Here is a 22,674-nt window from a genome sequence, read left to right as displayed (position 1 = left end):
TCACTTCGCCTTCGTTGCGAGGTGGTGCAGACGGATCGCGGAGATCAGGAAGAAGACACCGCCCAGGATCGCGTATCCGGCGACCGTGGTGAGGGAGGCGTTCGGGCCGCCGGCCATCAGGATGAAACTGCTGCCCGCGATGACCGAGATGCCGCCGCTGAGAATCATCGCCCACTGGCCACCGAGCCGGTAGCGCAGGATCGCGACGATCAGCTGGACGATGCCCGCGGTGATCGCCCAGGCGCCCCAGACCCGCAGCACGCTCGGGATGCCGGACGCCGACGCGACGGCCAACCCGATCGCGGTGAGCAGGCTCAGCGCCATGTTGAGGTAGAGCGGCCCCTTCGGGCGCGCGGTCCCGGAGGAACGGAAGTCGACCACCGCGGCCGCTACGTCGAGCAGCGGGTAGATCACCAGCAGGACGACCGCTCCCGGGTTGATCGACGTGGCGATCGCCATCGTCAGAACCGCCCAGATGATGGCGAAGCCGAAGCGGACGTAGTACAGGGTGCGCAGCGCCTTGGTGCTGCCGGGGGCGGCGGCCACGGGACCGGCCGCGACGGCCTGGGACGAACTGGACATCAGGGTCCTTCTCTCGGATGTAGATAGAACGATCGGTACACCTGAGCTTGCAGCATCTACCGCGATGACGTCAAGACCGATCGTTCTATCTGCTAGCCTCGTGACCGGCACCGAGAGATGGAGAACACATGTCGGAAGCACGGGCTCGACTGCTCGGCACAGCCACCGGGCTCTTCTACACCGAAGGCCTGCACGCCGTGGGCATCGACCGCGTGATCGCCGAGGCGCAGGTCACGCGCGCGACGCTCTATCGCCACTTCCCGAGCAAGGACGCCCTGATCGTCGCCTACCTGACGCAGGCCGACGAGGCGATCCGCGCGCAGGTGGACGCCGCGCGGACCGAGGGCACGAATCCGGACGACATCATCCGAGCCGTCGGCCGATCCATCACCGACGACATCCAGCGGCCCGGCTTCCGCGGGTGCGCGTTCCTCAACGCCGCCGCCGAGTACCCCGACCCGGCCCATCCGGTACACCAGGCCGTCCTCGAGCACCGCGAATGGTTCCTCACCACGCTCGTCGAACTGTTCTCCGGCATCGGCAAGATCGACTCCGAACCGGCCGCCCGGCATTTCGTCATGCTCCGCGACGGCGCCATGGCCGCCGGCTGCCTGACCGACCCGAAACCCATCTGCGACACGTTCCTGCGCGGCATCGAAGGGCTCCTCAAGTACCGCAGCGGACTCCCGGCGGCCCAGCCTCAGGCGCCGCAGTCCTGAGGCCGCCCGAATCCGGTTCACTGCGAGAGTTCATGACGACGCGCCGACAACTGCGGACCGCCCGGGCTGCGCGGCTTACAGTCGTCACATCCGAAACGCCCGGAGACTCGCCTGCCCAGTGAGGAGCCGCACGTGGAGAACATCAGACCCCGCCCAGCGGCCACGCAGGAGTTGGCTCTGTGGATCGCAGGTGCGTTGTTCACGCTGTCCTGCTTCGGATTCCTTCTCCTGCTCCGAGACGACGTACCGGCACTTGAGCTGCGGCCGTCCGGCGGACTCTTGTTCGGCCTGTTCCACGTCTCGTTCGTGGACAGCGTCGTACACCTGTTGCTGGCGGTCGGCGTCGTGTTGAGCGCCGGTTCCCTGCGGGGCTGCCGGAGGTTGCTCATGGTCGGCGGCGTCGCGATGATCGCGCTCGCCGCGTACGGCCAGGTCGACGGCTCGCCCGCTCTGCCGGCGCTGGTGCCGACGAGTGGCCCGGATGCCTGGCTACATCTCGTGCTCGGCGGCGCGATGCTGGGCGCGATCGCGGTACGTCGTACGGCGACGCGTCCCGGCGCCGGACTTGGTGGCCGGTGCCGGGACGCGTGGCATGTCATCGGGCGGTGGACGACTCGCGGTCGGCAGACTCGTCAGCCACCGGCCGCGGGGAGCGGAGCGTGACCGCGGCCAGTACGGCGCCGACTGCCGCGATGACGGCTGCGCCGACGAGCGCCGTCGAGTAGCCGTTGGTCAGGGCCGACGGATCGCCCAACCGGTCCGCGCCGTTGGCTGCGGCGAGGGCCGTCATCGCGGCCAGACCGAGCGCCGACCCGATCTGGTAGCTGGTGTTCACGATCCCGGAGGCGAGTCCGCCCTCCTCCGGACGGGCCGACGACAGCGCGATGCCGAGGCTCGGGATGAACGCCAGTGACATCCCCGCGGCCGCGATCAGTGAGGCCGGCAGTACGTCGGTCCAGAACGAGCCGGTCGACCTGATCAGGGACAGTGCCGCCAGCCCCACGGTCAGGATCGACATACCGGTGACCAGGCTCTTCTTCGGGCCGATGGCCGCGATCAGCCGAGGTGCGGCGACGATCATGCCCAGCATGATGAAGCTTGTCATCGGCAACAACGCCGCGCCGCTCGGGAACGCGCTCAGGCCGAGCACCTGCTGCAGGTACAGGTTCAGGAAGAACCACATCGGCACCCAGGCCGCGCCGAGCAGCAGCTGCGCGACGTTGGCGGCCGCGAGATTCGGCGTACGGAAGATTGCCAGCCGCATCAGCGGCTCACGGCGCGCCGCCTGGATCGCCACGAACACACCGAGCAGCAGCACCGCCGCAAGACCGACCAGCAACGTCTGGGCCGAGGCCCAGCCGACCTCCGGCGCCCGCACGATCGCGTAGACGCCCGCTGCGAGTCCGCCTGTGACGGTCAGCGCACCGAGAAGATCGACGCTCCCCCGTCGCGGTGCCGCGGCCGGCATCAGGGCCGGGGTCGCGATCAGCGCCACCAGGGCGATCGGCACATTGAGGAAGAACACCCACGGCCACGAGAGGTACTGCGTGATGACGCCGCCGAGGAAGACACCGGCTGTTCCACCGGCGGGCGCGGCCGCACCGTACAGCGCGATCGCCTTCGTCAGCTCCGCGGGATTGCCGCCGAACAGCATCATCAGCAGCGTCAACGCGGCCGGCGCGATCAGTGCGGCACCTACACCCTGGACGGCGCGTCCGGCGAGTTCGAGCCCTACTCCCCCGGCGACGCCGGCCAGGACCGAACCGATCAACAGCACTGCCCACCCGGTCGCGAAGATCCGCCGCGCACCGAGCAGATCCGACAGGCGTCCGCCGAGAAGCAGCAGTCCGCCGAACGCGACCACGTAGGCGTTGAAGACCCACGACAGGCTTCCCGGGGTGAACCCGAGATCGGCCTGCATCTGCGGCAGCGCCACCCCGATGATCGACGTATCCATGATCACCATGAACTGAGCGCCGGCGATCAGCCCGAGCGCCCACCAGCGCCGGGAAGACGCCGGCGCGGAAGTGTTACTCATCATATACCCCTTACCCCTTATAGGTATCGGTCGGAACCGACCGATCCCCTAGTTCATGTTCGGTTCATGCCTCGATACCATAGGGGGGTATAGTGTGTTTGGCAAGGCCCAGTGACGACAGGCCAATGAGAACAGCGAAAACGGCCAGGATCGCGGAGCGCGATCCTGGCCGTTTCAGGCGAGTTCTACGGCAGTTGGGCGAGGAGCTTCTGCATGGTGGCGATCTCGGCGGTCTGCGCCGTCTCGATCGTCTTGGCCAGTGCGATCACTGTCGGGCTCTGCCCGGTGGCCTGTTCGGTCTTGGCCATCGCGACGGCGCCCTGGTGGTGCTTGATCATCATCTGGACCCACATCCGGTCGAAGGCGGCCCCGCCGGCCTTACCCAGCGCGGTCATCTCCTCCTCGGTCATCATGCCTTCCCCGCTTGCCATCGAGTGGCCCATACCCGGCGTCGGGACCATCTCGCCCCACGCCGTGAGCCAGCCCGACATCTGCTTGATCTCGGGGTCCTGGGCCGCCTTGATCGCCGTGGCCAACTGCTTGACCGTGGCGTTACTCGCCTGGCGCAGCGCCACGTCGGCCATCGTGACGGCCTGCTGGTGGTGCGGAATCATCGCGGTCGCGAACGTCACATCGGCGTCGTTGTGATCGGCCGGAGCGGTCGTGTCGGCGGACGGGGTGTTCTTCGTGCCGTGGTGCATGCCCGGCATGCCGCCGGACTCGCCACCGTTGTCATTGCCGCAGGCAACCAGCCCGAGGCCGGCCGCGAGGGTGAGAGCCGCCACGGCGGCCCTCTGTGTGCTACGCATCGTCAGTGTTTCCTTCCGTCGATTGTCCGAAGTTCTGCTGCGAGCGACGAGCGGCCTAAGTCCGCAGCACGCACAACTTCGACAACGACGGAGCGAGCCAGGGCGGCGAGCGACCGAGCACGGCGGACGGCACGACGCGCACCAGCGTCGCCCACGGCGCCGGCCTCGCCGATCGCTGCCAGATCAGGTACAACGCCAGCCCGATCAGCGTCACGGCTCCGAGGAACGCCACGCACATCGAGCCCATCGGCTCGGGAGCAGTCTCGAGGTACGTCGGCGGTCCCGCCGGATCATGCACCGGGACACCGGAGACTCCGGCGTGCTCCCCGTGCATCGACGACTGAACCGTCGCGACGTCGTGGTTCATCGTCAGCGCGTGCATCCCGAGCACACCGGCGAGCACACACACGTGAAGCAGCAGCCGGATCACCCGCGATCCGGCTGCTGCTCCCCGACGTTCCATCCTCGGATCCCTCACGACGATCTACAAAGTACTCGTTCAGCTGACCTCGGGGTGCCGGACTGGTCGGACGGCACCCCGAGGGGTCGATCAGGCGCCGGCCAGCTGATAGCCCGCTTCGTCCACGGCGCCGCGGACGGTCTCACGGTCGAGCGGCGACGTACTGCGGACCGTCACCGACCCCGAGGACACCTCGACGTCCACCGAGACGACTCCGTCCAGCTTGGCGAGCTGATCCGACACCGAGCTCGCGCAGTGGCCGCAGGTCATGCCCTCGACACCGTAGACGGTTTCGATCGGGGCGGTGTCGAGCTTGATCGGCTCGGTGTCCTGGGTGGCGTTGGTGCCGCAGCTGCAGTTGTCGCACATATCTGTTCTTCCTTTCGGTTGGTTGTCCGGCTCAGTCGGCCGACGTCAGGTGGACCCGGCGCAGGAGTTGCGCGTTCAGGGCGACGACGATGGTAGAGATCGACATCAGGACCGCGCCGATCGCCGGGCTGAGGGTGAGGCCCGCCCAGGCCAGCACGCCGGCGGCCAGCGGGATCGCGATGACGTTGTAGCCGGCGGCCCAGGCGAGGTTCTGGATCATCTTGCGGTACGACGCCTTGGAGAGCCGGATCACGCCCGTGACACCGCGCGGGTCCGAGGACGCCAGCACGACACCCGCCGACTCGATCGCCACATCGGTACCGGCGCCGATCGCGATGCCGACATCCGCGCGGGCCAGCGCGGGCGCGTCGTTCACGCCGTCGCCCACCATCGCGACCCGCAATCCGCGGGCCTGCAGCTCGCTGACCGCCTTGTCCTTGTCGGCCGGCAGTACCTCGGCGAACACCTCGTCGACACCGTCACGGAACCCGAGGTCCGCGGCGACCGCCTCGGCGACGGGCTTCGCGTCACCGGTGATCATCACGATCTTCTCGACCCCGGCAGCACGCAGCTGCTCGACCGCCTGCCGCGCCTCGGGACGGACCTCGTCCTCCAGGGCGATCGCGCCACGCACCTTCGCCTGGCCGCCGTCGAGCTCCAGCAGGTAGAGCACCGCGGCGCCGCGGCCGGACCATTCGGCAGCGTGTTCGGCGTACTCGCCGGTGACCTCGACCTGCAGCTCCCGCAGCAGGGCCGGGCCGCCGACCGCGTAGTTGTTGCCATCGACAACAGCCTGCACGCCGCGCCCGGTGAGCGACTTGAAGTCGGTCGCCCTGCCGCGGACACCGCGTTCGTCGGCTGCCCGGACGATCGCGCGAGCCAGCGGGTGTTCACTGTCGGACTCGACCGCTCCCGCGATCCGCAGTACCTCCTGCTCGTCACCGGCGATCCCGCTGACGACGTGCTCACCCTTGGTCAGCGTGCCGGTCTTGTCGAACAGCACGGCCTGCACGGTCCGCATCCGCTCCAGCGCCAGCCGGTCCTTCACCAGGATGCCCGCCTTGGCCGCGACAGCCGTCGACAGAGAGATCACCAGCGGGATCGCCAGCCCGAGGGCGTGGGGGCAGGCGATGACCAGGACGGTCACAGTCCGTACGACGGACTCGTCCAGGTCGCCCAGCAGCCACCACGCGACGAACGTGATCAGCGCCGCGGCGGTCGCGATGTAGAACAGCATCGCCGCGAATCGGTCCGCGAGAACCTGAGCCCGCCCGCTCGACTGCTGCGCCTCGGCCACGAGCCGCTGGATGCCCGCCAGGGCCGTGTCCTCGCCGACCGCGTCGACCCGCACCCGGATCGCGGAGTCGGTCGCCACCGTACCGGCCACGACCCGGTCGCCCGCCGTACGGGAAACCGGCCGGGACTCACCGGTGATCATGGACTCGTCCAGTTCGGCCGCGCCGTCGACGATCTTGCCGTCGGCCGGGACCCGGCCGCCGGAGCGCACCAGGACGACGTCGCCGATCCCCAGGTCGCTGACCTTGACGGTCTCGATGTCTTCACCGACCACGCGGTCGGCCTCGTCCGGCAGCAGCGCGGCCAGCGCCGCCAGCGCTCCCTGCGCCTGGCCGATCGCCTTCATCTCCTGCCAGTGGCCAAGCAGCATGATCGTGACCAGGGCCGCCAGTTCCCACCAGAAGTCGAGATCGAACAGCTCGACGCTGGTGGCGAGCGAGGCGACGTACGCGACGGTGATCGCCATCGAGATCAGCAGCATCATGCCCGGCGCCTTGTCGCGGGCCTCGCGGACGCCGCCCTGCAGGAACGGCCACCCTCCGTAGAAGAACACGAACGTGCCCAGCACCGGGCCGACCCACGCGATCCCCGGGAAGTCGAGGGAGTACCCGAACCACTCCATCACCATGTCGCTGGTCGCGACGATCGGCAGCGTCAGAACCAGACTCAGCCAGAACTTCCGCCGGAACATCTCCGGATCATGATCCGCGTGCTTGTCGTGCCCACCATGCCCGCCGTTCCCGTCATGAGCGCCGTGGGCACTGTGGGCACTGTGAGCACCGTGAGCACTGTGAGCACCGTGATGGGTCGCCTTGTCCATGGCGTGATCCCTCCGATCGAACTGTGCCGCGGGAAGCCCCGCGACCACACGCCCAACACCATACCCCCAGAGGGTATTCCGTCAAGTCGGGCCGCACCGCTTCGCGACGTGATCGATACCACATGGGGGTATCATCGAGACAGGTTCGACGAATGACGGGAGCACCAGCGTGCAGCACCACGGCTACATCGAGGACAAGGACGCGTACCTTCGGCGGCTGCGCCGGATCGAAGGTCAGGCCCGCGGTCTGCAGCGGATGGTGGACGAGGAGGAGTACTGCATCGACATCCTCACCCAGATCTCGGCGATGACGAAGGCCCTGGAATCGGTCGCCCTGGGACTGCTCGACGACCACCTCTCGCACTGCGTCGTCGACGCGGCAGCCGCCGGCGGCCCCGAGGCCGACCGCAAGATCAAGGAAGCCTCCGCCGCTATCGCCCGCCTGGTCCGCTCCTGACGACCAGCACCGAGTACGGCTAGAAGCTGGGCATCAGACCCAGGCCCACCAGGAGAGCCGGCACTCCCACGAGGAGTACGGCGAGAACGAGGGGTGCGCCGAGCGCTCCCAGCAGGATGCAGCGTGGGCCGAGGCCGAAGCGGCGCGTGTGGGCGACAGCGAGGATGCCGAACGCCACGGCGAGGAAGGTGAAGAAGGCGACGTATGCGACGCTCGCGAGGGTTATAGCGTCACGGTTGCCGGTCAGCCCCGAGAGAATCGCGGCTGCTTCGGCGACGCTGCCGAGGGCGTAGAGGGCGAGCAAGGAGAACGCGCCCCACAGGAGTACGCCGAGGACCTCCACATGCTTCGGGTTCGCCGTGAGCGAGTAGACGGCGACCGCGGCGCCGAGGAGCTTGAGCAGTACGACGAGCCAGTTCATCACCGTGAGACCGGCGGCGTAGTCGGCCAACGGGCCGTCAGCGAAGCGTCCGCTGCTCTCGAACGCCACGTTCACCACCGCGAACCCGACGCAACAGACAGCGGCGAACAACCCCGAGAGCACGACGACGCGAGGCCGTGCGGATTCGATGACTCCGGCAACCATACGGGCAGTCAAGCACGAAACGACGGCGTACCGCTTCCCCCGAGCGAGGGATCTGCTAGCGGGTGGAGCTGTGCTGCCGCAGGGTGGTGATCTCCTTGGTGCGCGTGAGCTCGATCTTCTTGGCGAGTGCGACCGCGGCGGGACTCTTGCCCGCGGTCTGCTGCGCCTTCGCCATCGCGATCGCGCCCTGGTGGTGTTTGATCATCCACTGCGCCCACGCCCGGTCGAACGCGGCTCCCGGTACGTCGCCCAGGTCGTGCAGCTCGTCCTGCGTCATCATTCCGGGCAGTTCCTCGTCGTGGCCGTGCGCCTGCTGCGGCGTCGGCTTGCCCCATCCCGCGAGCCACGCCGACAGCGTCTTGATCTCGGGCTCCTGCGCGGCCCCGACCGTCGCGGCCAGCCGCTTCACCTGCGCGGACCTGGCCTGGTACCCCGCCATACTCGCCAACTGCACCGCCTGCTGATGGTGCAGGATCATCTCGGACGCGAACCGCACGTCGGCCTCGTTGAAGTCCGCGACCGGCGTACTCGCCGACGACGCACCCCCGCCGTCCTCCCCACACGCGGCCGCCGACAGCACGAGCAGGACACTCGCTACGAGGACCATCGCTCCGCGGTAATGCATGCCAGTCCCTTCCTCGCCGGGGCGTCCGCCGCCCGTTCCACGAGCACTATGCCCTTCGGGCGCGCCGACCGCGACTTCCGGAGGCAGCGATGCGGTGAATGTTCGTTGATGCTGACATAATGACAATGAGCGCGAGATGTTGCCCGGTGCTGTGAGTGGAGGACAGATGCAGAGTCTGGATCAGCTGATCTCGGTGGATCGGTCGAGTCCGGTGCCGCTGTACTTCCAGGTCGCGCAGCGGTTGCAGGATCTGATCGAGGCCGGTGAGATCCCGTCCGGGACCCGCCTCGACAACGAGATCGTGCTCGCCGGGCAGCTCGGGCTGTCCCGGCCGACCGTCCGCCAGGCGATGCAGTATCTGGTGGAGAAGGGGCTGCTCAACCGCCGCCGTGGCGTCGGCACCTCCGTCATCAACAATCGCGTCCGGCGCAAGGTCGAGATGAGCAGCCTGTTCGAGGATCTCGAGCGGGCCGGGCGCCGGCCGCGCACCGACGTCCTGGAATGCCGGGTCGTGCCCGCGCCGGAGAAGGTCGCCGCGGCGCTCGCCCTTCCTCCTGGCACGGACGTGCTGTCGCTGCGGCGGTTGCGGTACGCCGACGACGTACCGCTGGCGATCCTGCGCAACCACGTCCGCGCCGATCTCGGGGTGACCGCCGAAGGCCTCGCCGAGCGGGGTCTGTACCAACTGCTCCGCGCCGCGGGCACCGAGGTCACCGCCGCCGATCAGACCGTCGGCGCGCGGAAGGCGACACCGGAGGAGGCCGAGCTGCTCGGCGAATCCGGAGACGCCACCCTGCTGAAACTGCACCGCGTGGCCTTCGACCGGACCGGGCGCCCGGTCGAGTTCGGCCGGGACCTCTACCGCGCCTCGATGTACTCGATCGACATCTCGGTGCGCTCGGACTGAAGTCCTTCAGTGGCTGCGCTTGAGCATCGCGTCGGACAAGGCGTCCGCGCACTCCCCCAGCCGGAGCCCGACGATGTCGAGCCGCCGGAGCAGCTCGCGCCGCTTCAGGACGTCGGTCGACAGTTCCCGGAGGAACAAGGCAGCGAGCGCGGACTGGTACAGCTGACGGACCCGCCCTGAACACTTGCGAGCAGCCACCGCGGTACGTCGTACCTCGGCCGGCCGATCGATGACCGCGGCAACGGCGTTCCGCAGCAACTCGAGGCCCTCGGCAACAGTGGTCAGGATCTCCACGTCCGCCGGGTCGGGCCGCACCGAGTAGAGGTCCGTCTCGCGGACGAGGTCCCTCAGGTTGTCCAGGACGTCGTCGACCGAGCGGGACAGGCGGTACAGGTCCTCGCGGTCGATCGGTGTGGTGAGCGCCTTCGACAGCTCCGCGACCAGTGCCGCGCGCTGCGAGTCACCGTCGTGCTCGATGCGGGCCATCTCGGTTCGTGCCTGCTCCGTGCTCAACTCGCCCGCGGTCATGCGGACAGCGAGCGCACCACCGGCGAGCGCCGCGGTCAGCTGTGCCTGCAGGAGATCCACGACCCGATGATGCGTGCGGCCCGTCAGGTCGCCGAACAGCCGTCGAAGCTTCACGTCAGACTCCCCTCAGCAGTAGACCGGCGATCAGACCGCCGACGAGTGCGGTCGGAAGCGTCACGGCCCAGGCGACCACGAGCGGTACTGCGAACTGCCACCGGACGGACCGTGGGCCGTCGTTGAGTCCCGCTCCGATCAGGCCGCCGGCGGCGGCCTGGGTCATGCTCACCGGTACGCCGAGACCGGCCGACCCGAACACCGCAGCCGATGACGCCACCTCCGCGGCGATCACATGCCCCGGCCGGATCCTGACCAGCTTGAGCCCGGCGCCGCGTCCGACCCGGCGCAAACTCGCCACGGCACCGGCGGCGAACACCGCCCCGATCACAAGCACCGGTACGACGTGGCCAGTCAGGACGACCGGATGCCCCGCGCCCGCCGCGGTCATCGTGACCACCGCGAACATTTTCTGCCCGTCGTTGGCGGCGTACGCCAGGCATTGCGCGCCGAACGCGAGCAACTGCAGGAGCCCGGTCCACCGGCCGGCTCGGGCCAGTCGCGCCCGCGCGGTCACCCGGCCGAGCAGGTAGGCAACGACCAGCCCGGCCACCGGCGCCGCCGCTCCGAGAACCAGCACGAGTCCCAGCCGGTTCCACGCGGGCGCCGCCCCCAGGCCGAGCGCCGCGCCGGCGATCGCACCGAGCAAGGCCAGCGTGATGCTCGTCGGGATACCGCTCCAGGTCAGGATCAGGACGACCGCGATGGTGACACCGGTGCCGGCCAGGAAGGTCAGTTCGGCGGTCCGGCCGGGCGCCGCGATCAGGCCGTCGGTGAACGTCGTCGCGACGCTCAGCCCGAAGACGGCCGGGCCGGTCACGACCGCGCCGGCCAGCAGCCCGAGGGCCAGACTCGCGGAGGCGCCGCGATGCCGGATCGCCAGCGTCAGCAGGGATCCGCCGTCGTTGGCCCCGCAGATGAAGACGAACACGACGGCGGCGAGGATCAGCAGGACCGCGATGTCAGCCTCCTTCGGCACAGCTGGGGTGGCGTGGTGTGCCCGGCAGGGGATCCAGGCACACCACGCCACGTTCGGTGGGTCAGTCGTCGAGGCCGGTCTCGTCGGCCACGTCGTCCCAGCTGACGAACTTGAAGTTGGTGTTCGCCCGCGGCTCGCCGTCGTCGCCGATCACGTCCGGGGCGTTGAAGCCGTCCTGGACGACGAGCAGACCGTCGGGGTACGCGCTGCCGAACGACGCGCTCGACACCATCGCCCCGTCACACTCCTCGGACCCGTCGACCGTGCTGCCCGGGGCCACCCGGAAGTTCGTCAGGTACGGGTTGGAGCCCTCGCGGTCGTAGGCGACGAAGGTGTTGTTGCCCTGGCTCGAGGCCAGCAGGTAGCCCTCACCGTCACCGTCGTCGAAGATCGTCAGCCCTTCGACATCGGCGGCCACGTGCCGGCCGCCGTAGCCCGGATCGGCACCGGCGGTGCACTCGTCGGTCTCCGGATCGTAGGTTCCCGGAATCCCGAACTCGCGGACCTTGTCCACCAGCGTCGCCGAGCCGGTCAGCGTCGCGCTGATCTTCCAGATGCCGACGTCCTCCTGGCCGGCATACAGCTTGCCGGTGTGGACGTCGACCACCATGCCCTCGACCTGTGGAGTCGAGCCCGGCTCGTCACACGGCGCCCACTGGGTGCCGTTCGGCAAGGTGAAGGACGCCGGCAGGTTGTAGCTGCGCACCGGCGTGTACTCCATCGTCGATCCGGCCACCTTGAGCTCCAGCAGCTTGAGCGTCGTGTTGTTGCGGCGGCTGACGATCGCGAAGTGCCTTCCGGTCGACCTGTCGGTGTAGGAGGCGAGTCCGTACACCGTGTTCTGGTCCTCCACCTCTTCCTCGGTGGCGGAGAAGACCCGCGGCACGGTCGTCGCGGTGACGTCGGTCAACGGTGCGGTGGCGTTGCCGGGGTTGATCCGGTACAGGCGGACCCGGTCCCGGCCTCGGTCCGAGACGACCGCCACGTCGGCGTTGCCGTCCGGGAACCGCACGCCGTACAGGAGATCGACGTTGTTGAAGCGTCCCGTCTCCAGGCCGGGCGCCGGCGCGGGCGGTACCGGAAGTGCCTGGACCTGGGCGCCGGACAGGTTGTACACCTTCAGGCCGCCCTCCTTGGCCGTCGTGATCACCAGGCTTCTCGACGGGTGGGAGTTGTTGCGCCAGATGGCCGGATCGTCGGCGTCGGCGTTGCCGCCGGCGTCGTCGTCGAACTGGGCGGGCGTCTCCACGACGGCCTCCACCTCGTCGATCGAGCCGGCGGTGGAACCGGCAGCGGGTGCGACCGGCAGCAGTACGGCGGGGAGCACGAGCCCGAGGGCCAGCGCGACGGGCAGCGAACTTCGGCGGGCGGTGCGAACAGGGAACACAGGAACCTCCGGGATGAGGAGCCGAATGATCGCTGGACGTTACATCAGTATGTCCTGACTAACAATCATTCGCGAGGCAGAAAAACTCGTTACATCCGAATGTCTTGACATATGCACGTTACGGCGTGAGCCTTTCCCCATCCGACGACCGACGTCGTTCACCCGGAGGTACCACTCATGACCAGTAGGACCAGCCGCCGGCGTCCTCTCCGCACCGGCCTCGCCGCCGGCCTCGCCTCGGGCACTGTCCTCGCGGCGCTGGCCGTCGCGGGCTGCGCGCCGTCCACCGCGACCGACGGAGCCACCAGCGGCGACGGAGGTGATGCCGCGCTCGCGGAACCGGTCGTGGACAAGGACTTCGACCTCGCCGCGCTGATCGCCGCCGCGAAGCAGGAGGGCTCCGTCACCGTCTACGACAGCACCGGCGACATCAAGAAGGTCGCCGAGGCGTTCGAGGCGAAGTACGGCATCAAGACGACCGGGGTGAAGTCCGACGTGGGCGACACCCTGGAGAAGATGACCCGCGAGGCGCAGGCGAAGAACGTCACGATCGACCTCACCCTGTACGAGAACGGGCCGACACTCGTCGGGCAGCTGCTCCCCCAGAAGACCGTCTACACCTGGATCCCCGCGGACCTGGCCGACCAGGTCGAGGCGAAGAACCGCAACCCGTTGATGGTGCTGTCCAAGGCCAACGTCTGGATCTACAACCCGCAGGTCTTCCCGTCCGGCTGCCCGGTCGACAACCTGTGGGACCTGACGTCGCCGGAGTGGAAGGGCAAGGTCACGCTGCAGGATCCGTTGGGCAAACCCAACATCGTCGAGTGGTTCAACCAGATGAGCTCCGGGTACGACGAGGAGCTCCGCGCGGCGTACAAGGCCGAGACCGGCGAGGACCTGACCACGACCGAGGAGTCCGCCGCGCACGAATGGGTCAAGCGACTCGCCAAGAACCAGCCGGTCCTGACGTCGGCCGACGACGACGTGTCCGCCGCGGTCGCGGCGCCGAACCAGACCGAGGAACGGATCGGCCTGGTCTCGATCGCCAAGTTCCGTGACGTCAAGGGCAAGAACTACAAGATGAAGGTCTGCGACACCCTCAAGCCGTACGTCGGCTACCAGTACCCCAAGTTCGCGGCGATCGCGACCGGCAGCACCCACCCGAACGCGGCCAAGCTGTTCGTGCACTTCGTCCTGACCGAAGAGGGCATCACCCCGGAGATGGGATCTGGTGGGATCTCCGGCAACAAGTCGGTGCCGCCGAGCAAGAACAACCCGCCGGGACTGACCGACTGGGACAAGCAACTCATCCGGTTCGACTCCGCGAAGCTGCTCGCGGATCACCGTGCGGCGCAGCCGATGCAGGACCACTGGCGTCTCAACCACCACTGATCATCGGAGCGTTCATCGATGGCCATCTCTGCTACGCCGTCCGCCAGGCATGTCCGGCGGTGGCGGTACCGGCTCAGCGTCGCCCGGCACGAGCCGACCTTCCTCATCGGTCTCCTGCTCACAGCTGTTCTGCTGTACCTGATCGTCGCGCCACTGGTCGCCGTCCTGTCCGATGCCGGGCGGGTCCAGTTCGGCGACGAGTCCAAGACAGGTCAGCAGGCCGGCGAGCTGACCGGCTACTACCTGTGGCGCGTCTTCCGGTCACAGGTCAGCTCGATCCTGTTCTGGAAACCGCTCCTCAACACCCTCGTCGTGGCGGTCGGCGTCACGGCGGTCGCGCTGCTGGTCGGCGGTCTCTGCGCGTTCCTGCTGACCCGCACCGACGTCCCCGGACGCAAGTGGCTGTCGACAGCACTCGTGGTTCCGTACATGCTGCCGTCCTGGACCTTCGCGCTGGCCTGGCTGGCGCTGTTCAAGAACGACCGCTCGGGCGGACAGGTCGGGATCCTCGAGGCGCGCGGCATCCACACACCGGACTGGCTGGCGTACGGCGCCGTACCGATCATCATCTGCCTGGGGCTGCACTACTTCCCGTTCGTGTTGCTGCTGTTCGGCAACGCGTTGCGGCGGCTCGACTCGCAACTCGAAGACTCGGCCAGGATCCTCGGCGCGCGCCGGCGTACCGTCCTCGGCCGGATCACGCTGCCGCTGATGATGCCCTCGCTGTCGTCGTCGGTGCTGCTGGTCTTCGGCCGGATCCTCGGCACCTTCGGTACGCCGTACATTCTCGGGCTGCCCGTCGACTACAACCTGCTGTCCACGTCGTTGTTCGCGGCGGTCCGCAACCACGAACCGGGAACCACCGCGGTCGTCGCGACCGTCATCGTCGTCATCGGCGTCGGGGTCGTGATCGCCGACTCGCGACTGCTGCGCGAGCAACGACGGTTCGTCACCGTCGGCGGCAAGGGCGCGATGGACCGCATCATCGCGCTCGGCCGGCATCGCTGGACGGCGGCGACCGCGGCGATCGGCGTCTTCGCACTCAGCGTCGTGGTGCCGGTCCTGACGCTGGCGCTGTCGACCGTCACCGTCACGCCGGGCGTCTTCCGCGCCGACAACTTCACCTGGAAGTACTGGATCGCGAAGGACCTACCGGGCGCCCCGGGCTTCCCGCACGGCGTGCTGCGGGGCACCGAGCTCCTCGACGCGGCCTGGAACAGCCTGCGGATCGTCGGCCTGGCAGCCCTCGCCTGCGGCGTCCTCGGCCTGCTGATCGGGTACGTCGTTGTGCGCGCGGACGGATCGAGGATCGCGACCGTACTGCGCCAGGTCAGCTTCCTGCCGTACCTGGTTCCGGGGATCGCGTTCGCGGCCGCCTTCCTGTCGCTGTTCGCGGTCCGCAGAGGGCCGATCCCGGCGCTGTACGGCTCGGTCGTGCTGCTCGTCATCGTCCTCGCGGTCACCCATCTTCCGTACGCGTCCCGCTCGGGTATCAGCGCGATGACCCAGCTCGGCCGCGAACCGGAGGAGGCGGCCCAGGTCACCGGGGCCGGCTGGTTCCGGCGGATCCGCACGATCGTGATGCCGATCCAGAAGGGTTCGCTGGCGACCGGGATCGTGCTGCCGTTCATCTCCGGCATCAAGGAGCTGAGCATCGTGATCATGCTGACCACGACCGGGACCCAGCTACTGACCACGCTGTCCATCAACCTGATCGACTTCGCCTACGACCAGATGGCCAACGCGGTCGTCCTGGTCATCGCGCTGGTCGCGTTCCTGGCGACCTACCTCACCCAACGACTGACCAGGACCAGCCTGGCGTCCGGACTCGGAGGCTAGCCAGTGCCCAGCATCGCGCTGCAATCCGTCAGCAAGTCGTACGCCGTCGGACCACTCGCCGTCGACAACCTGGACCTCACGATCCCCGACGGGTCCTTCACCTGTCTGCTCGGGCCTTCGGGCTGCGGCAAGACCACCACCCTGCGGATGATCGCCGGCCTCGAGCACCCGACCGCCGGCTCGATCACCGTCGGCGACCGCGTCCTGGACTCCGTTGCCGACGGCACCTTCGTGCCGACCGAACGGCGCGGCATGGGTCTGGTGTTCCAGAACTACGCCCTCTGGCCGCACCTGACGGTGGCCCGTAACGTCGAGTTCGGGCTGAAGGTCCAGAAGGTGCCGGGTCCGGAGCGCAAGGCCCGGGTCGAGGCCGCGCTGAAGATGATGCGCATCGACGGCGCCGCGGACCGCTACCCGTCGCAGCTGTCCGGCGGCCAGCAACAGCGCGTCTCACTCGCCCGGATGCTCGCAGTGAATCCGTCGGTGTTGTTGCTCGACGAGCCGCTGTCCAACCTGGACGCGACGCTGCGGCTCGAGATGCGTGCCGAGCTGAAGCGCCTGCACGAGGAGACCGGTCACACGATCGTGTTCGTCACGCACGACCAGCTCGAGGCGATGACCATGGCCACCCAGGTCGCCGTGATGAAGGACGGCGTACTGCAACAGCTCGCGCCGCCGATGGACGTCTACCACCGGCCGGCCAACACCTTCGTGGCCGCGTTCGTCGGCAGCCCCCCGATGAACCTCGCCCCGTGCGACGAGGACGGCACCGGACTCGGCGCCGTGATCCTGCACCACCTCGCCGCCGCGCACCCGCACGACCTGCCACGGATCCACACGGTCGGTGTCCGCCCCGAGGCGATCAAGGTCGTGGACGCGGACCATCCGGCCAACGACAAGGAGTGGGTGTTCGACGGCCAGGTCCGCGCCGTCCTGCCGACCGGAGCCGCTTGGACGGTCTCGCTCACCGTCGGCGCCACCGAGCTCTACCTCGTGTCCACCGACGAAGTGGCGGCGACGACCGGCGACACGATCCGGTGTGCCGTGAAGACGAAGGCAGTGCACCTGTTCGGTGCCGACGGCAATCGTCTGGAGCTGGAGACGGCCCGGGCCGAGGCGGCCGAATGGATCAGCTGACCAGGCCGGCCGCACTCCTGCTCGACTTCGGCGGGGTGCTGGTCGCCACCAGCAAACGCCCGGGCTGGTCCGTCAAACTCGCCACCGAGCTGTACGGCGAATTCACCGACGCCGGACTCACCGGATTGACCGCGGCGGACCTGCGGGCCGACATCGAGGCCGGAGCAGCCGCCGACGCACACTGGAAGAACGCGATGTCGCGGCCCGCCGCGCCCCGGGAGCTCACCCATCGCGAGTTCTGGGCCGACTTCGTTGCTGCCGACTGGCCGTCCGCGCAGCGTTCCTGGGTGATCGCGCATGCCACCGCGCTGTGCAAGCGGATGGGCGAGCTGCGCCAGGACCGGGAGCACCGCGACGGCATCCCCGAGCTGCTCGAGGCGGCGCGGGCCGCCGGAATCCCGGTCGCCGTGGTGAGTAACGCGCTCAGCGGCGCCGTCCACCGCGACTACGTCGAGCGGACCGGACTCGGCAAGGAGCTCGCCGTGCAGATCTACAGCGACGAGGTCGGGATCCGGAAGCCCAATCCGGAGATGATCCTGATCGCGAGCCGGGCCCTCGACGTCCCGGTCGAGCGGTGCTGGTACGTCGGGGACCACTTCGACCGCGACGTGGTCTGCGGCCGCCGCGCCGGCGCCGGCGCCACGATCCTGATGGAGGCACCCGGTACGTATCGGCGTCCGTACGTCGTCCGGGACGTGCCGGACGCCGTCGTACCCGATGCCGTTGCCCTGCGCACCCTCCTGCTCGCACACCTGACCGAGGAGTCCGATGACCACCACCGCAGGTAGCCACGACCGGGCGGCCTCTGCGCGACACCTGCTCGACGTCGCCACCGAAGCGGTCCAGCTCGTCGCCGACGACCTGCGCGCCGCCTTCCGCACTCGCGTCGACGTCGAGTACAAGCGCGACCGGCACGATCCCGTGACCGAACACGACCAGCGGGCCGAGCGGGCGATCGCCGAACTCCTCACCGCGAAGGTCTCCGGCAGTTCGGTGGTCGGCGAGGAGGGCGGCGCGCGCTCCGGACCCGGTGACGTCACGTGGTACGTCGACCCGATCGACGGTACGGCGAACTTCGCGCACGGCCTGGCCTTCTTCTGTACGTCGGTCGGCGCGGTGGTGGACGGCGAGGTGGTGGCCGGGGCGATCCTCGATCCGGTCGCCGATCAGCTCTTCACCGCGGATCTGACCGGTGCCTGGCGCAACGGACAACCGCTGCGCTCACGCGGCGTGGTGGACGAGGCCGACGCACTGCTCATCACGAGCTACCCGAACGCCCGCGCTTTGGAACCGGACCGTACCGCCGCGCTCGATCGCTTCGGCAGGCTCGTCACCGACTACGGCACAGTTCGCCGCCCCGGGAGCGCCGCGCTCAGCCTGTGTCATGTCGCCGCAGGATGGGCCGACGCCGCGCTCGGTACGTCGGTGAGCGCGTGGGACGTCTGCGCCGGGCAACTCGTCGTACGGCAGGCGGGCGGCATCTACCAGGCCTTCGGCGGCGACGGCTGGGACCAGCCGGGGTACGTCGCGCACACGTCCGACTTGCGGGCCGCGGCGCTCCACCGCTTCGTCGCGCACTGGCCGGCCGAGGTGACGCGATGACGGGCCCGCTGCGCTATCCGTGGCTCGTCACCGATCTCGACGGCACCCTGGTCGACCGCGATCTGCGCATCCCGCAGCGCAACCTCGACGCCATCGCGCGGTACCAGGCGGCCGGTGGCGTCGTCACGATCGCCACCGGCCGCAACGAGAGGTCGGCCCGGCGGTACCACGAACAGCTGGGGCTCGACACCCCGATGATCCTCTACAACGGCGCCCGCGTGGTCGACGTTGCCACGGGCAACCGCCTGCTCGACCTGCGGCTCGACGCCGCGTGGCCCGTCGTCGAACGGCACGGCCTGCCGGACCTGCCCGCGACGGTCGGAGTGGTGGGCTTCCACGACCTCGATGCCTACCTGCTGAAACCCGCACGCGCGCTGGCCGAGTACGCCCGGCGTGACCAGATCGAGCTGCGGAACTCGCCGCTGCCCGGGTGTCCGACCAAGCTGATGCTCATCGGCGAGAGCCCCGACGACCTGACCGGCGTACCCGAGACGATCACCCGGGCCTTGCCCGGCGTACGACTCGTCAGCTCGGAGAAGACCTACCTCGAGGTCCTCCCGGCGGCCGCGGACAAGGGCAGCGCGCTCCGCGAGTTGGCCGCTCGCTCCGGCGTGCCCCTGGAGACCATCGCAGCCATCGGCGACAACCCCAACGACCTCGAACTCATCCGCACCGCGGGCCTCGGCGCGGCCGTCGGCGACGGCCACGCCGACCTCCTGCACACCGCCGACGTCACGGTGGCGCCCTGCTCCCAGGGCGCCGTCGCAGACTTCGTCAACTCCTACCTCATGCCACCGCGTCCTGGGCGGAAGGTCTTGCGGTAGCCGGAGCTGCCGTCAGTTGGTACGTAGGTCGATGGCGAGGCAGTTCGCGACGTCCACCGGAGGTGTATCGGGAAGGCGCACCACCAGGATGCCGTGCGCCTGCTCGAAGGCGACCGGGCCATGGCCGAGCAGCCGGACACCGGCCACGGTCTCATGGCCCGCCAGACTGCGGATCACCGCACGCCCGTCGCTCGGCCAGGCCATCTGGAACGCGTAGACAGTGTCGTCGCGGCGGGTGAACCGGAAGTCGGAGCTCGTCCAGCTCACGCGGTCCTCGGTGAACCCGTCGATGACCACGCTCGCGGGCCCCTCGCCGTACACCCGGAACGGTCGGGTGCCGTAGATGCCCTCGCCGCAGGTCCGCATCCAGGCGCCGAGGTCGTCGAGCAGTTGCGAACACTCGGCATCGATCGTGCCGTCGGGCAGTTGCGGCACGTTCAGCAGCAGGTTGCCGTTCTTCGAGACGATGTCCACCAGGATCTCGATCACGTGTCCTGCGGTCTTGTAGACGTCGCGGACGTTGTAGAACCAGTCCCCGACCGAGGTATCGGTCTGCCACGGCAACGGATGGATCGCGGAAGTCTGGCTACGCTCGATGTCCATCACACCGACGGCGCTCACTTCGGGCCGGCGATCCTTCTGCTGGTAGACGGCACGGTTCGTCCCGTGGATCCGCGCGCTCGTGTTGTAAAGCCGCGCGACCGCCTCGAGCCCTGGCGTGTAGTCCGCCTCGCCGAACGGCAGCGGCCCGTCAGAGTACAGCAGGTCGGGCTGGTACCGGTCGATCATCTCGGTCACCGCGTCGAGCCAGTGGCGGTGCCAGTTCGGATCGTCGCAGTACCACGGATCCGGGACCACGACGTCGGCCAGGTACCTGCTGTTGTCGAGGTAGAGATCCCGGCTGTCCGGATCGGCTCCGTCGTACGGAACTCCGGCGAACGGCCCACGCTTGTCGCTGCCCTTGTTGACCGCCATCCAGCCCAGCGCGGCGCCCAGATGCTCGGTGATCCCGAACGGGATGCCGCGCTCGTCGGCGGCAGCCTTCCACAGCCCGACGATGTCCTTGCCCGGCCCGACCTTCACCGAGTTCCAGCGATGGAGGGTGGACTCGTAGTTGAAGAAGTTGTCGTGGTGCACGGCCTGCGCGACGAAGTACCGCGCGCCGGCCGCGACGAACCGCTCCATCAGGTCGTCCGGATCGAACCGCTCCGCCTTCCACTGCCGTACGACGTCCTTGTAGCCGAACGTCGACGGGTGCCCGTAGGTGCGGAGGTGGTAGCGGTACTGGTCGCTGCCTTCGCGGTACATGTTCCGCGCGTACCAGTCGCCGTACCGCGGCACCGACTGCGGCCCCCAGTGCGACCAGATGCCGAACTTCGCGTCCCGGAACCAGTCCGGGCATTCGAACGTGGCCAGGGACTCGAAGGTTGCATCGAACGGCACTGATCGCTCCTCGTCGGTGATCTGGGTGTGGACCGGCCGGAGTCTCCGGCCGGTCCAGGGTTGACCTACTTGTTGGGCATCTTGTCGTACGCGGTCTGCTGGATCTCGAGGTAACGCTTCAGGCCGAGCCCCTCCAGGCCCTTGACGTAGGCGTCCCACTCACTGTCGATGTTCTTCGAGCCGGTGATGAACTGCAGCGCGTTCTGCTGCACGTAGTTCTCGATGTTGGTCTGTAAGGTCGAGACCTCACCGGCAAGCGACGGGTCGATCCAGACCTTCCAGTACGGGTAGATCTTCGACTTGTCCTCCTTGCCCTCGTACAGCTTGGTTGCCTCGAACAACCGCCGTTCGTACCCGGCCGGGGTGTAGATGTCGGTCGCGATCGCCTCGGAGTTGCGGTACTTCTCGGTGTTGTTGTACTGCGCCAGCGCCTGCCACCCGGAGTTTGGCGGCGTACCGCCCTCCGGCTGCGGGATCGTCTTGTACGTCGGCTTCAGTGACTTGTCGAGCGCGACGTCTCCGGGCTCTGCCCTCTTCCAGGTCTTGCCCTCGGTGCCCCAGAAGGCGTTCATCTGCCCTTCGTCGGTGAAGATGTAGTCGAGCAGCTTGATCGCCTGGATCTGCTCCTCCTGGGTGGCCTTGTTCGTCAGCACGAACGTCGCACCCGGCGCGCTCGGGAAGTTGTACCCGGTGTGGTTCACCCCTTGCGGTCCGGTGAGCGGCGGAACGGCGTCGTACTGCTTCTGGCGACCGTCAGGCAAGTCGCTCATCGCGATGCCAAAGTGCAGCACGGTCGCCGAGCCGAGGATAGGCACCTTGCCACTGTCACCCTGCTGCTGCAGCGCGTCCGGGTTCTGGGTGAAGGCGCCCTTGTCGATCAGGCCTTCCTTGTAGAGCGAGTTCAGGTACTTGAGCCCTTCGCGCCAGCCGTCCTTGTTGGCCTGAAGGTCGACCTTGCCGTCGTTCAGCACGAGCGTCGAGTTGTTGTTTCCGCTGGTGCCCTGCGGGTTGTAGATGAAGGCGTTCATGAAGTACGGGATCAGCGCGTCGCGCACGCTCGCGCTGACCGGGATCTCGTCGGCCTTCCCGTTCCCGTTCGGGTCCTGGGTCTTGAACGCCCGCAGCACGTTGCGCATGTCCTCGGTGGTCTTCGGCTGCTGGAGCCCGAGCTTCTTCAACCAGGCCGAGTTCATCCACAACTTGCCCTGGTACGAGCAGTGGTAGCAGTCGACCCACTGCGGCATACCGTAGATCTTGCCGTCGGGCGCGGTCGCCATCGCCTTCCACTCCGGCTCCGCGTCGAGGGCCTTCTTGATGTTCGGCCCGTACTGGTCGATCAGCTGGTTCAGCGGTACGAGAACACCCTGGTTGCCCAGCTTCATCAGCTCGGCCGGGGTGAACTGGTCGACCCACGGGATCAGCAGGTACAGGTCCGGGTAGTCACCGCTGGCCAGCGAGATCTGCCGCTTCTCCTTGGCCGGCCCGCCGTCGAACGTGGTGGTCTGCCACTTGAAACTGATGTTGAACTGCTGCTTCACCTTCTTGGTGAAGTCGTTCGTGGACAGGTTCCAGTCAGCGGCCTGGGGTGCGAAGACATCCAGTGTCACGGCCGGGTTGCCGGTCACGGTGGGCAGGGGCTTGCTCTCGTCCGCGGTCGTACCGGACCCGCTGCACGCGGCCACACCGAGTGCCAGCACGCAGAGCCCGGCGACCGCCGCCGATCTGGTTCTCCTGAGCTGAGTTGTCATGTTGTCCCTCACA

General features: G+C 68.3%; 23 protein-coding genes. 10 read left to right on the top strand and 13 right to left on the bottom strand.

All coding sequences use genetic code 11. The features are described from left to right. Positions 1-582 carry a hypothetical protein gene (locus tag BJY22_RS21415; RefSeq protein ID WP_167209445.1) on the bottom strand — a complete coding sequence of 194 codons (582 nt, stop codon included), beginning with the start codon at positions 580-582 and terminating at the stop codon, positions 1-3. A 128-nt stretch (positions 583-710) separates the two neighbouring features. Between BJY22_RS21415 and BJY22_RS21410 the strand changes: the two genes are divergently transcribed. Next, positions 711-1,301 carry a TetR/AcrR family transcriptional regulator gene (locus BJY22_RS21410; protein WP_167209443.1) on the top strand — a complete coding sequence of 197 codons (591 nt, stop codon included), beginning with the start codon at positions 711-713 and terminating at the stop codon, positions 1,299-1,301. 132 nt (positions 1,302-1,433) lie between these two features. Next, entirely contained in the window at positions 1,434-1,964 is a 531-nt protein-coding gene (locus tag BJY22_RS21405) for a DUF4383 domain-containing protein (protein ID WP_167209441.1), read from the top strand. On the opposite strand, the gene BJY22_RS21400 is transcribed toward BJY22_RS21405, so the two are convergent. From BJY22_RS21400 to BJY22_RS21380, 5 genes are all read right to left on the bottom strand, one after another. Beyond that, positions 1,897-3,339, bottom strand: coding sequence for an MFS transporter (locus tag BJY22_RS21400; protein ID WP_167209439.1), 1,443 nt, complete (start codon positions 3,337-3,339; stop codon positions 1,897-1,899). The two genes, BJY22_RS21405 and BJY22_RS21400, sit on opposite strands and share 68 nt — an antisense overlap. A 185-nt stretch (positions 3,340-3,524) precedes the next feature. Next, the gene (locus BJY22_RS21395; RefSeq protein ID WP_202891203.1) at positions 3,525-4,148 is read right to left on the bottom strand and encodes a DUF305 domain-containing protein; all 624 of its coding nucleotides are present in this window, start codon (positions 4,146-4,148) and stop codon (positions 3,525-3,527) included. Between the two features lie 55 nt (positions 4,149-4,203). Then, positions 4,204-4,611: a DUF6153 family protein gene (locus tag BJY22_RS21390; RefSeq protein ID WP_167209437.1), complete on the bottom strand. Its 408-nt coding sequence runs from the start codon at positions 4,609-4,611 to the stop codon at positions 4,204-4,206. An 87-nt stretch (positions 4,612-4,698) separates the two neighbouring features. Then, positions 4,699-4,977, bottom strand: coding sequence for a heavy-metal-associated domain-containing protein (locus BJY22_RS21385; RefSeq protein WP_167209436.1), 279 nt, complete (start codon positions 4,975-4,977; stop codon positions 4,699-4,701). 31 nt (positions 4,978-5,008) lie between these two features. Beyond that, positions 5,009-6,964 carry a copper-translocating P-type ATPase gene (locus tag BJY22_RS21380; protein ID WP_238350422.1) on the bottom strand — a complete coding sequence of 652 codons (1,956 nt, stop codon included), beginning with the start codon at positions 6,962-6,964 and terminating at the stop codon, positions 5,009-5,011. Positions 6,965-7,262: 298 nt separating this feature from the next. Between BJY22_RS21380 and BJY22_RS21375 the strand changes: the two genes are divergently transcribed. Next, positions 7,263-7,550, top strand: coding sequence for a metal-sensing transcriptional repressor (locus tag BJY22_RS21375; protein WP_167209432.1), 288 nt, complete (start codon positions 7,263-7,265; stop codon positions 7,548-7,550). Between the two features lie 19 nt (positions 7,551-7,569). Here the strand turns inward: BJY22_RS21375 and BJY22_RS21370 are convergent, their stop codons facing one another. Together BJY22_RS21370 and BJY22_RS21365 are read right to left on the bottom strand one after the other, a co-directional pair. Continuing rightward, positions 7,570-8,136, bottom strand: coding sequence for a hypothetical protein (locus BJY22_RS21370; RefSeq protein ID WP_167209430.1), 567 nt, complete (start codon positions 8,134-8,136; stop codon positions 7,570-7,572). Between the two features lie 55 nt (positions 8,137-8,191). Beyond that, positions 8,192-8,743, bottom strand: coding sequence for a DUF305 domain-containing protein (locus BJY22_RS21365; protein ID WP_238350421.1), 552 nt, complete (start codon positions 8,741-8,743; stop codon positions 8,192-8,194). 184 nt (positions 8,744-8,927) lie between these two features. Here BJY22_RS21365 and BJY22_RS21360 point away from each other — a divergent pair, with 184 nt between their 5' ends. Further along, positions 8,928-9,668 carry a GntR family transcriptional regulator gene (locus tag BJY22_RS21360; protein ID WP_167209426.1) on the top strand — a complete coding sequence of 247 codons (741 nt, stop codon included), beginning with the start codon at positions 8,928-8,930 and terminating at the stop codon, positions 9,666-9,668. 6 nt (positions 9,669-9,674) lie between these two features. Here BJY22_RS21360 and BJY22_RS21355 read toward each other — a convergent pair whose 3' ends face one another. From BJY22_RS21355 to BJY22_RS21345, 3 genes are all read right to left on the bottom strand, one after another. Continuing rightward, on the bottom strand, positions 9,675-10,310 hold the full coding sequence (locus BJY22_RS21355; RefSeq protein ID WP_167209424.1) for a DUF47 family protein: 636 nt from the start codon (positions 10,308-10,310) through the stop codon (positions 9,675-9,677). A gap of 1 nt (position 10,311) precedes the next feature. After that, entirely contained in the window at positions 10,312-11,289 is a 978-nt protein-coding gene (locus tag BJY22_RS21350) for an inorganic phosphate transporter (protein ID WP_337758856.1), read from the bottom strand. Between the two features lie 61 nt (positions 11,290-11,350). Continuing rightward, on the bottom strand, positions 11,351-12,676 hold the full coding sequence (locus tag BJY22_RS21345; protein ID WP_167209422.1) for a phytase: 1,326 nt from the start codon (positions 12,674-12,676) through the stop codon (positions 11,351-11,353). 177 nt (positions 12,677-12,853) lie between these two features. On the opposite strand from BJY22_RS21345, the gene BJY22_RS21340 reads away from it, so the two are divergent. From BJY22_RS21340 to BJY22_RS21315, 6 genes are read left to right on the top strand one after another with little or no spacing between them, the layout of a single operon-like run. Continuing rightward, positions 12,854-14,068: an ABC transporter substrate-binding protein gene (locus BJY22_RS21340; protein WP_167209420.1), complete on the top strand. Its 1,215-nt coding sequence runs from the start codon at positions 12,854-12,856 to the stop codon at positions 14,066-14,068. An 18-nt stretch (positions 14,069-14,086) separates the two neighbouring features. Continuing rightward, the gene (locus BJY22_RS21335; RefSeq protein ID WP_167209418.1) at positions 14,087-15,907 is read left to right on the top strand and encodes an ABC transporter permease; all 1,821 of its coding nucleotides are present in this window, start codon (positions 14,087-14,089) and stop codon (positions 15,905-15,907) included. Positions 15,908-15,910: 3 nt separating this feature from the next. Further along, positions 15,911-17,044, top strand: coding sequence for an ATP-binding cassette domain-containing protein (locus BJY22_RS21330; protein ID WP_167209416.1), 1,134 nt, complete (start codon positions 15,911-15,913; stop codon positions 17,042-17,044). Then, on the top strand, positions 17,032-17,832 hold the full coding sequence (locus tag BJY22_RS21325) for an HAD family hydrolase (RefSeq protein ID WP_167209415.1): 801 nt from the start codon (positions 17,032-17,034) through the stop codon (positions 17,830-17,832). The genes BJY22_RS21330 and BJY22_RS21325 overlap by 13 nt, the downstream gene beginning before the upstream one ends. Beyond that, a complete protein-coding gene (locus BJY22_RS21320) occupies positions 17,813-18,646 on the top strand; it encodes an inositol monophosphatase family protein (RefSeq protein ID WP_167209413.1) in 834 nt (277 codons plus the stop codon). Before BJY22_RS21325 ends, BJY22_RS21320 begins: the two co-directional genes overlap by 20 nt. Continuing rightward, complete coding sequence (locus BJY22_RS21315; protein WP_167209411.1) at positions 18,643-19,470, top strand: HAD-IIB family hydrolase; 828 nt, start codon at positions 18,643-18,645, stop codon at positions 19,468-19,470. The genes BJY22_RS21320 and BJY22_RS21315 overlap by 4 nt, the downstream gene beginning before the upstream one ends. A 12-nt stretch (positions 19,471-19,482) precedes the next feature. Here BJY22_RS21315 and BJY22_RS21310 read toward each other — a convergent pair whose 3' ends face one another. Next, a complete protein-coding gene (locus tag BJY22_RS21310; RefSeq protein ID WP_475418537.1) occupies positions 19,483-21,072 on the bottom strand; it encodes an alpha-L-fucosidase in 1,590 nt (529 codons plus the stop codon). Beyond that, positions 20,979-22,661 (bottom strand): type 2 periplasmic-binding domain-containing protein, encoded by a 1,683-nt coding sequence (locus tag BJY22_RS21305; RefSeq protein WP_167209409.1) that lies wholly within the window; start codon positions 22,659-22,661, stop codon positions 20,979-20,981. Before BJY22_RS21305 ends, BJY22_RS21310 begins: the two co-directional genes overlap by 94 nt. Positions 22,662-22,674 lie beyond the last annotated feature (13 nt).

Origin of the sequence: Kribbella shirazensis (genome assembly GCF_011761605.1) — a bacterium.
GTDB lineage: Bacteria > Actinomycetota > Actinomycetes > Propionibacteriales > Kribbellaceae > Kribbella > Kribbella shirazensis.
The sequence above is the reverse complement of the archived record's forward strand: the minus strand, read 5'-3'. Positions and strand labels throughout refer to the sequence as shown.

What these genes read in the sequence shown, in the direction of transcription:
- BJY22_RS21415 (WP_167209445.1), bottom strand. Translation starts at nt 582, where the DNA reads ATGTCCAGTTCGTCCCAGGCCGTCGCGGCCGGTCCCGTGGCCGCCGCC.
- BJY22_RS21410 (WP_167209443.1), top strand. Translation starts at nt 711, where the DNA reads ATGTCGGAAGCACGGGCTCGACTGCTCGGCACAGCCACCGGGCTCTTC.
- BJY22_RS21400 (WP_167209439.1), bottom strand. Translation starts at nt 3,339, where the DNA reads ATGAGTAACACTTCCGCGCCGGCGTCTTCCCGGCGCTGGTGGGCGCTC.
- BJY22_RS21395 (WP_202891203.1), bottom strand. Translation starts at nt 4,148, where the DNA reads ATGCGTAGCACACAGAGGGCCGCCGTGGCGGCTCTCACCCTCGCGGCC.
- BJY22_RS21390 (WP_167209437.1), bottom strand. Translation starts at nt 4,611, where the DNA reads ATGGAACGTCGGGGAGCAGCAGCCGGATCGCGGGTGATCCGGCTGCTG.
- BJY22_RS21385 (WP_167209436.1), bottom strand. Translation starts at nt 4,977, where the DNA reads ATGTGCGACAACTGCAGCTGCGGCACCAACGCCACCCAGGACACCGAG.
- BJY22_RS21380 (WP_238350422.1), bottom strand. Translation starts at nt 6,964, where the DNA reads ATGTTCCGGCGGAAGTTCTGGCTGAGTCTGGTTCTGACGCTGCCGATC.
- BJY22_RS21370 (WP_167209430.1), bottom strand. Translation starts at nt 8,136, where the DNA reads ATGGTTGCCGGAGTCATCGAATCCGCACGGCCTCGCGTCGTCGTGCTC.
- BJY22_RS21365 (WP_238350421.1), bottom strand. Translation starts at nt 8,743, where the DNA reads ATGGTCCTCGTAGCGAGTGTCCTGCTCGTGCTGTCGGCGGCCGCGTGT.
- BJY22_RS21360 (WP_167209426.1), top strand. Translation starts at nt 8,928, where the DNA reads ATGCAGAGTCTGGATCAGCTGATCTCGGTGGATCGGTCGAGTCCGGTG.
- BJY22_RS21340 (WP_167209420.1), top strand. Translation starts at nt 12,854, where the DNA reads ATGACCAGTAGGACCAGCCGCCGGCGTCCTCTCCGCACCGGCCTCGCC.
- BJY22_RS21335 (WP_167209418.1), top strand. Translation starts at nt 14,087, where the DNA reads ATGGCCATCTCTGCTACGCCGTCCGCCAGGCATGTCCGGCGGTGGCGG.
- BJY22_RS21325 (WP_167209415.1), top strand. Translation starts at nt 17,032, where the DNA reads ATGGATCAGCTGACCAGGCCGGCCGCACTCCTGCTCGACTTCGGCGGG.
- BJY22_RS21320 (WP_167209413.1), top strand. Translation starts at nt 17,813, where the DNA reads ATGACCACCACCGCAGGTAGCCACGACCGGGCGGCCTCTGCGCGACAC.
- BJY22_RS21315 (WP_167209411.1), top strand. Translation starts at nt 18,643, where the DNA reads ATGACGGGCCCGCTGCGCTATCCGTGGCTCGTCACCGATCTCGACGGC.
- BJY22_RS21305 (WP_167209409.1), bottom strand. Translation starts at nt 22,661, where the DNA reads ATGACAACTCAGCTCAGGAGAACCAGATCGGCGGCGGTCGCCGGGCTC.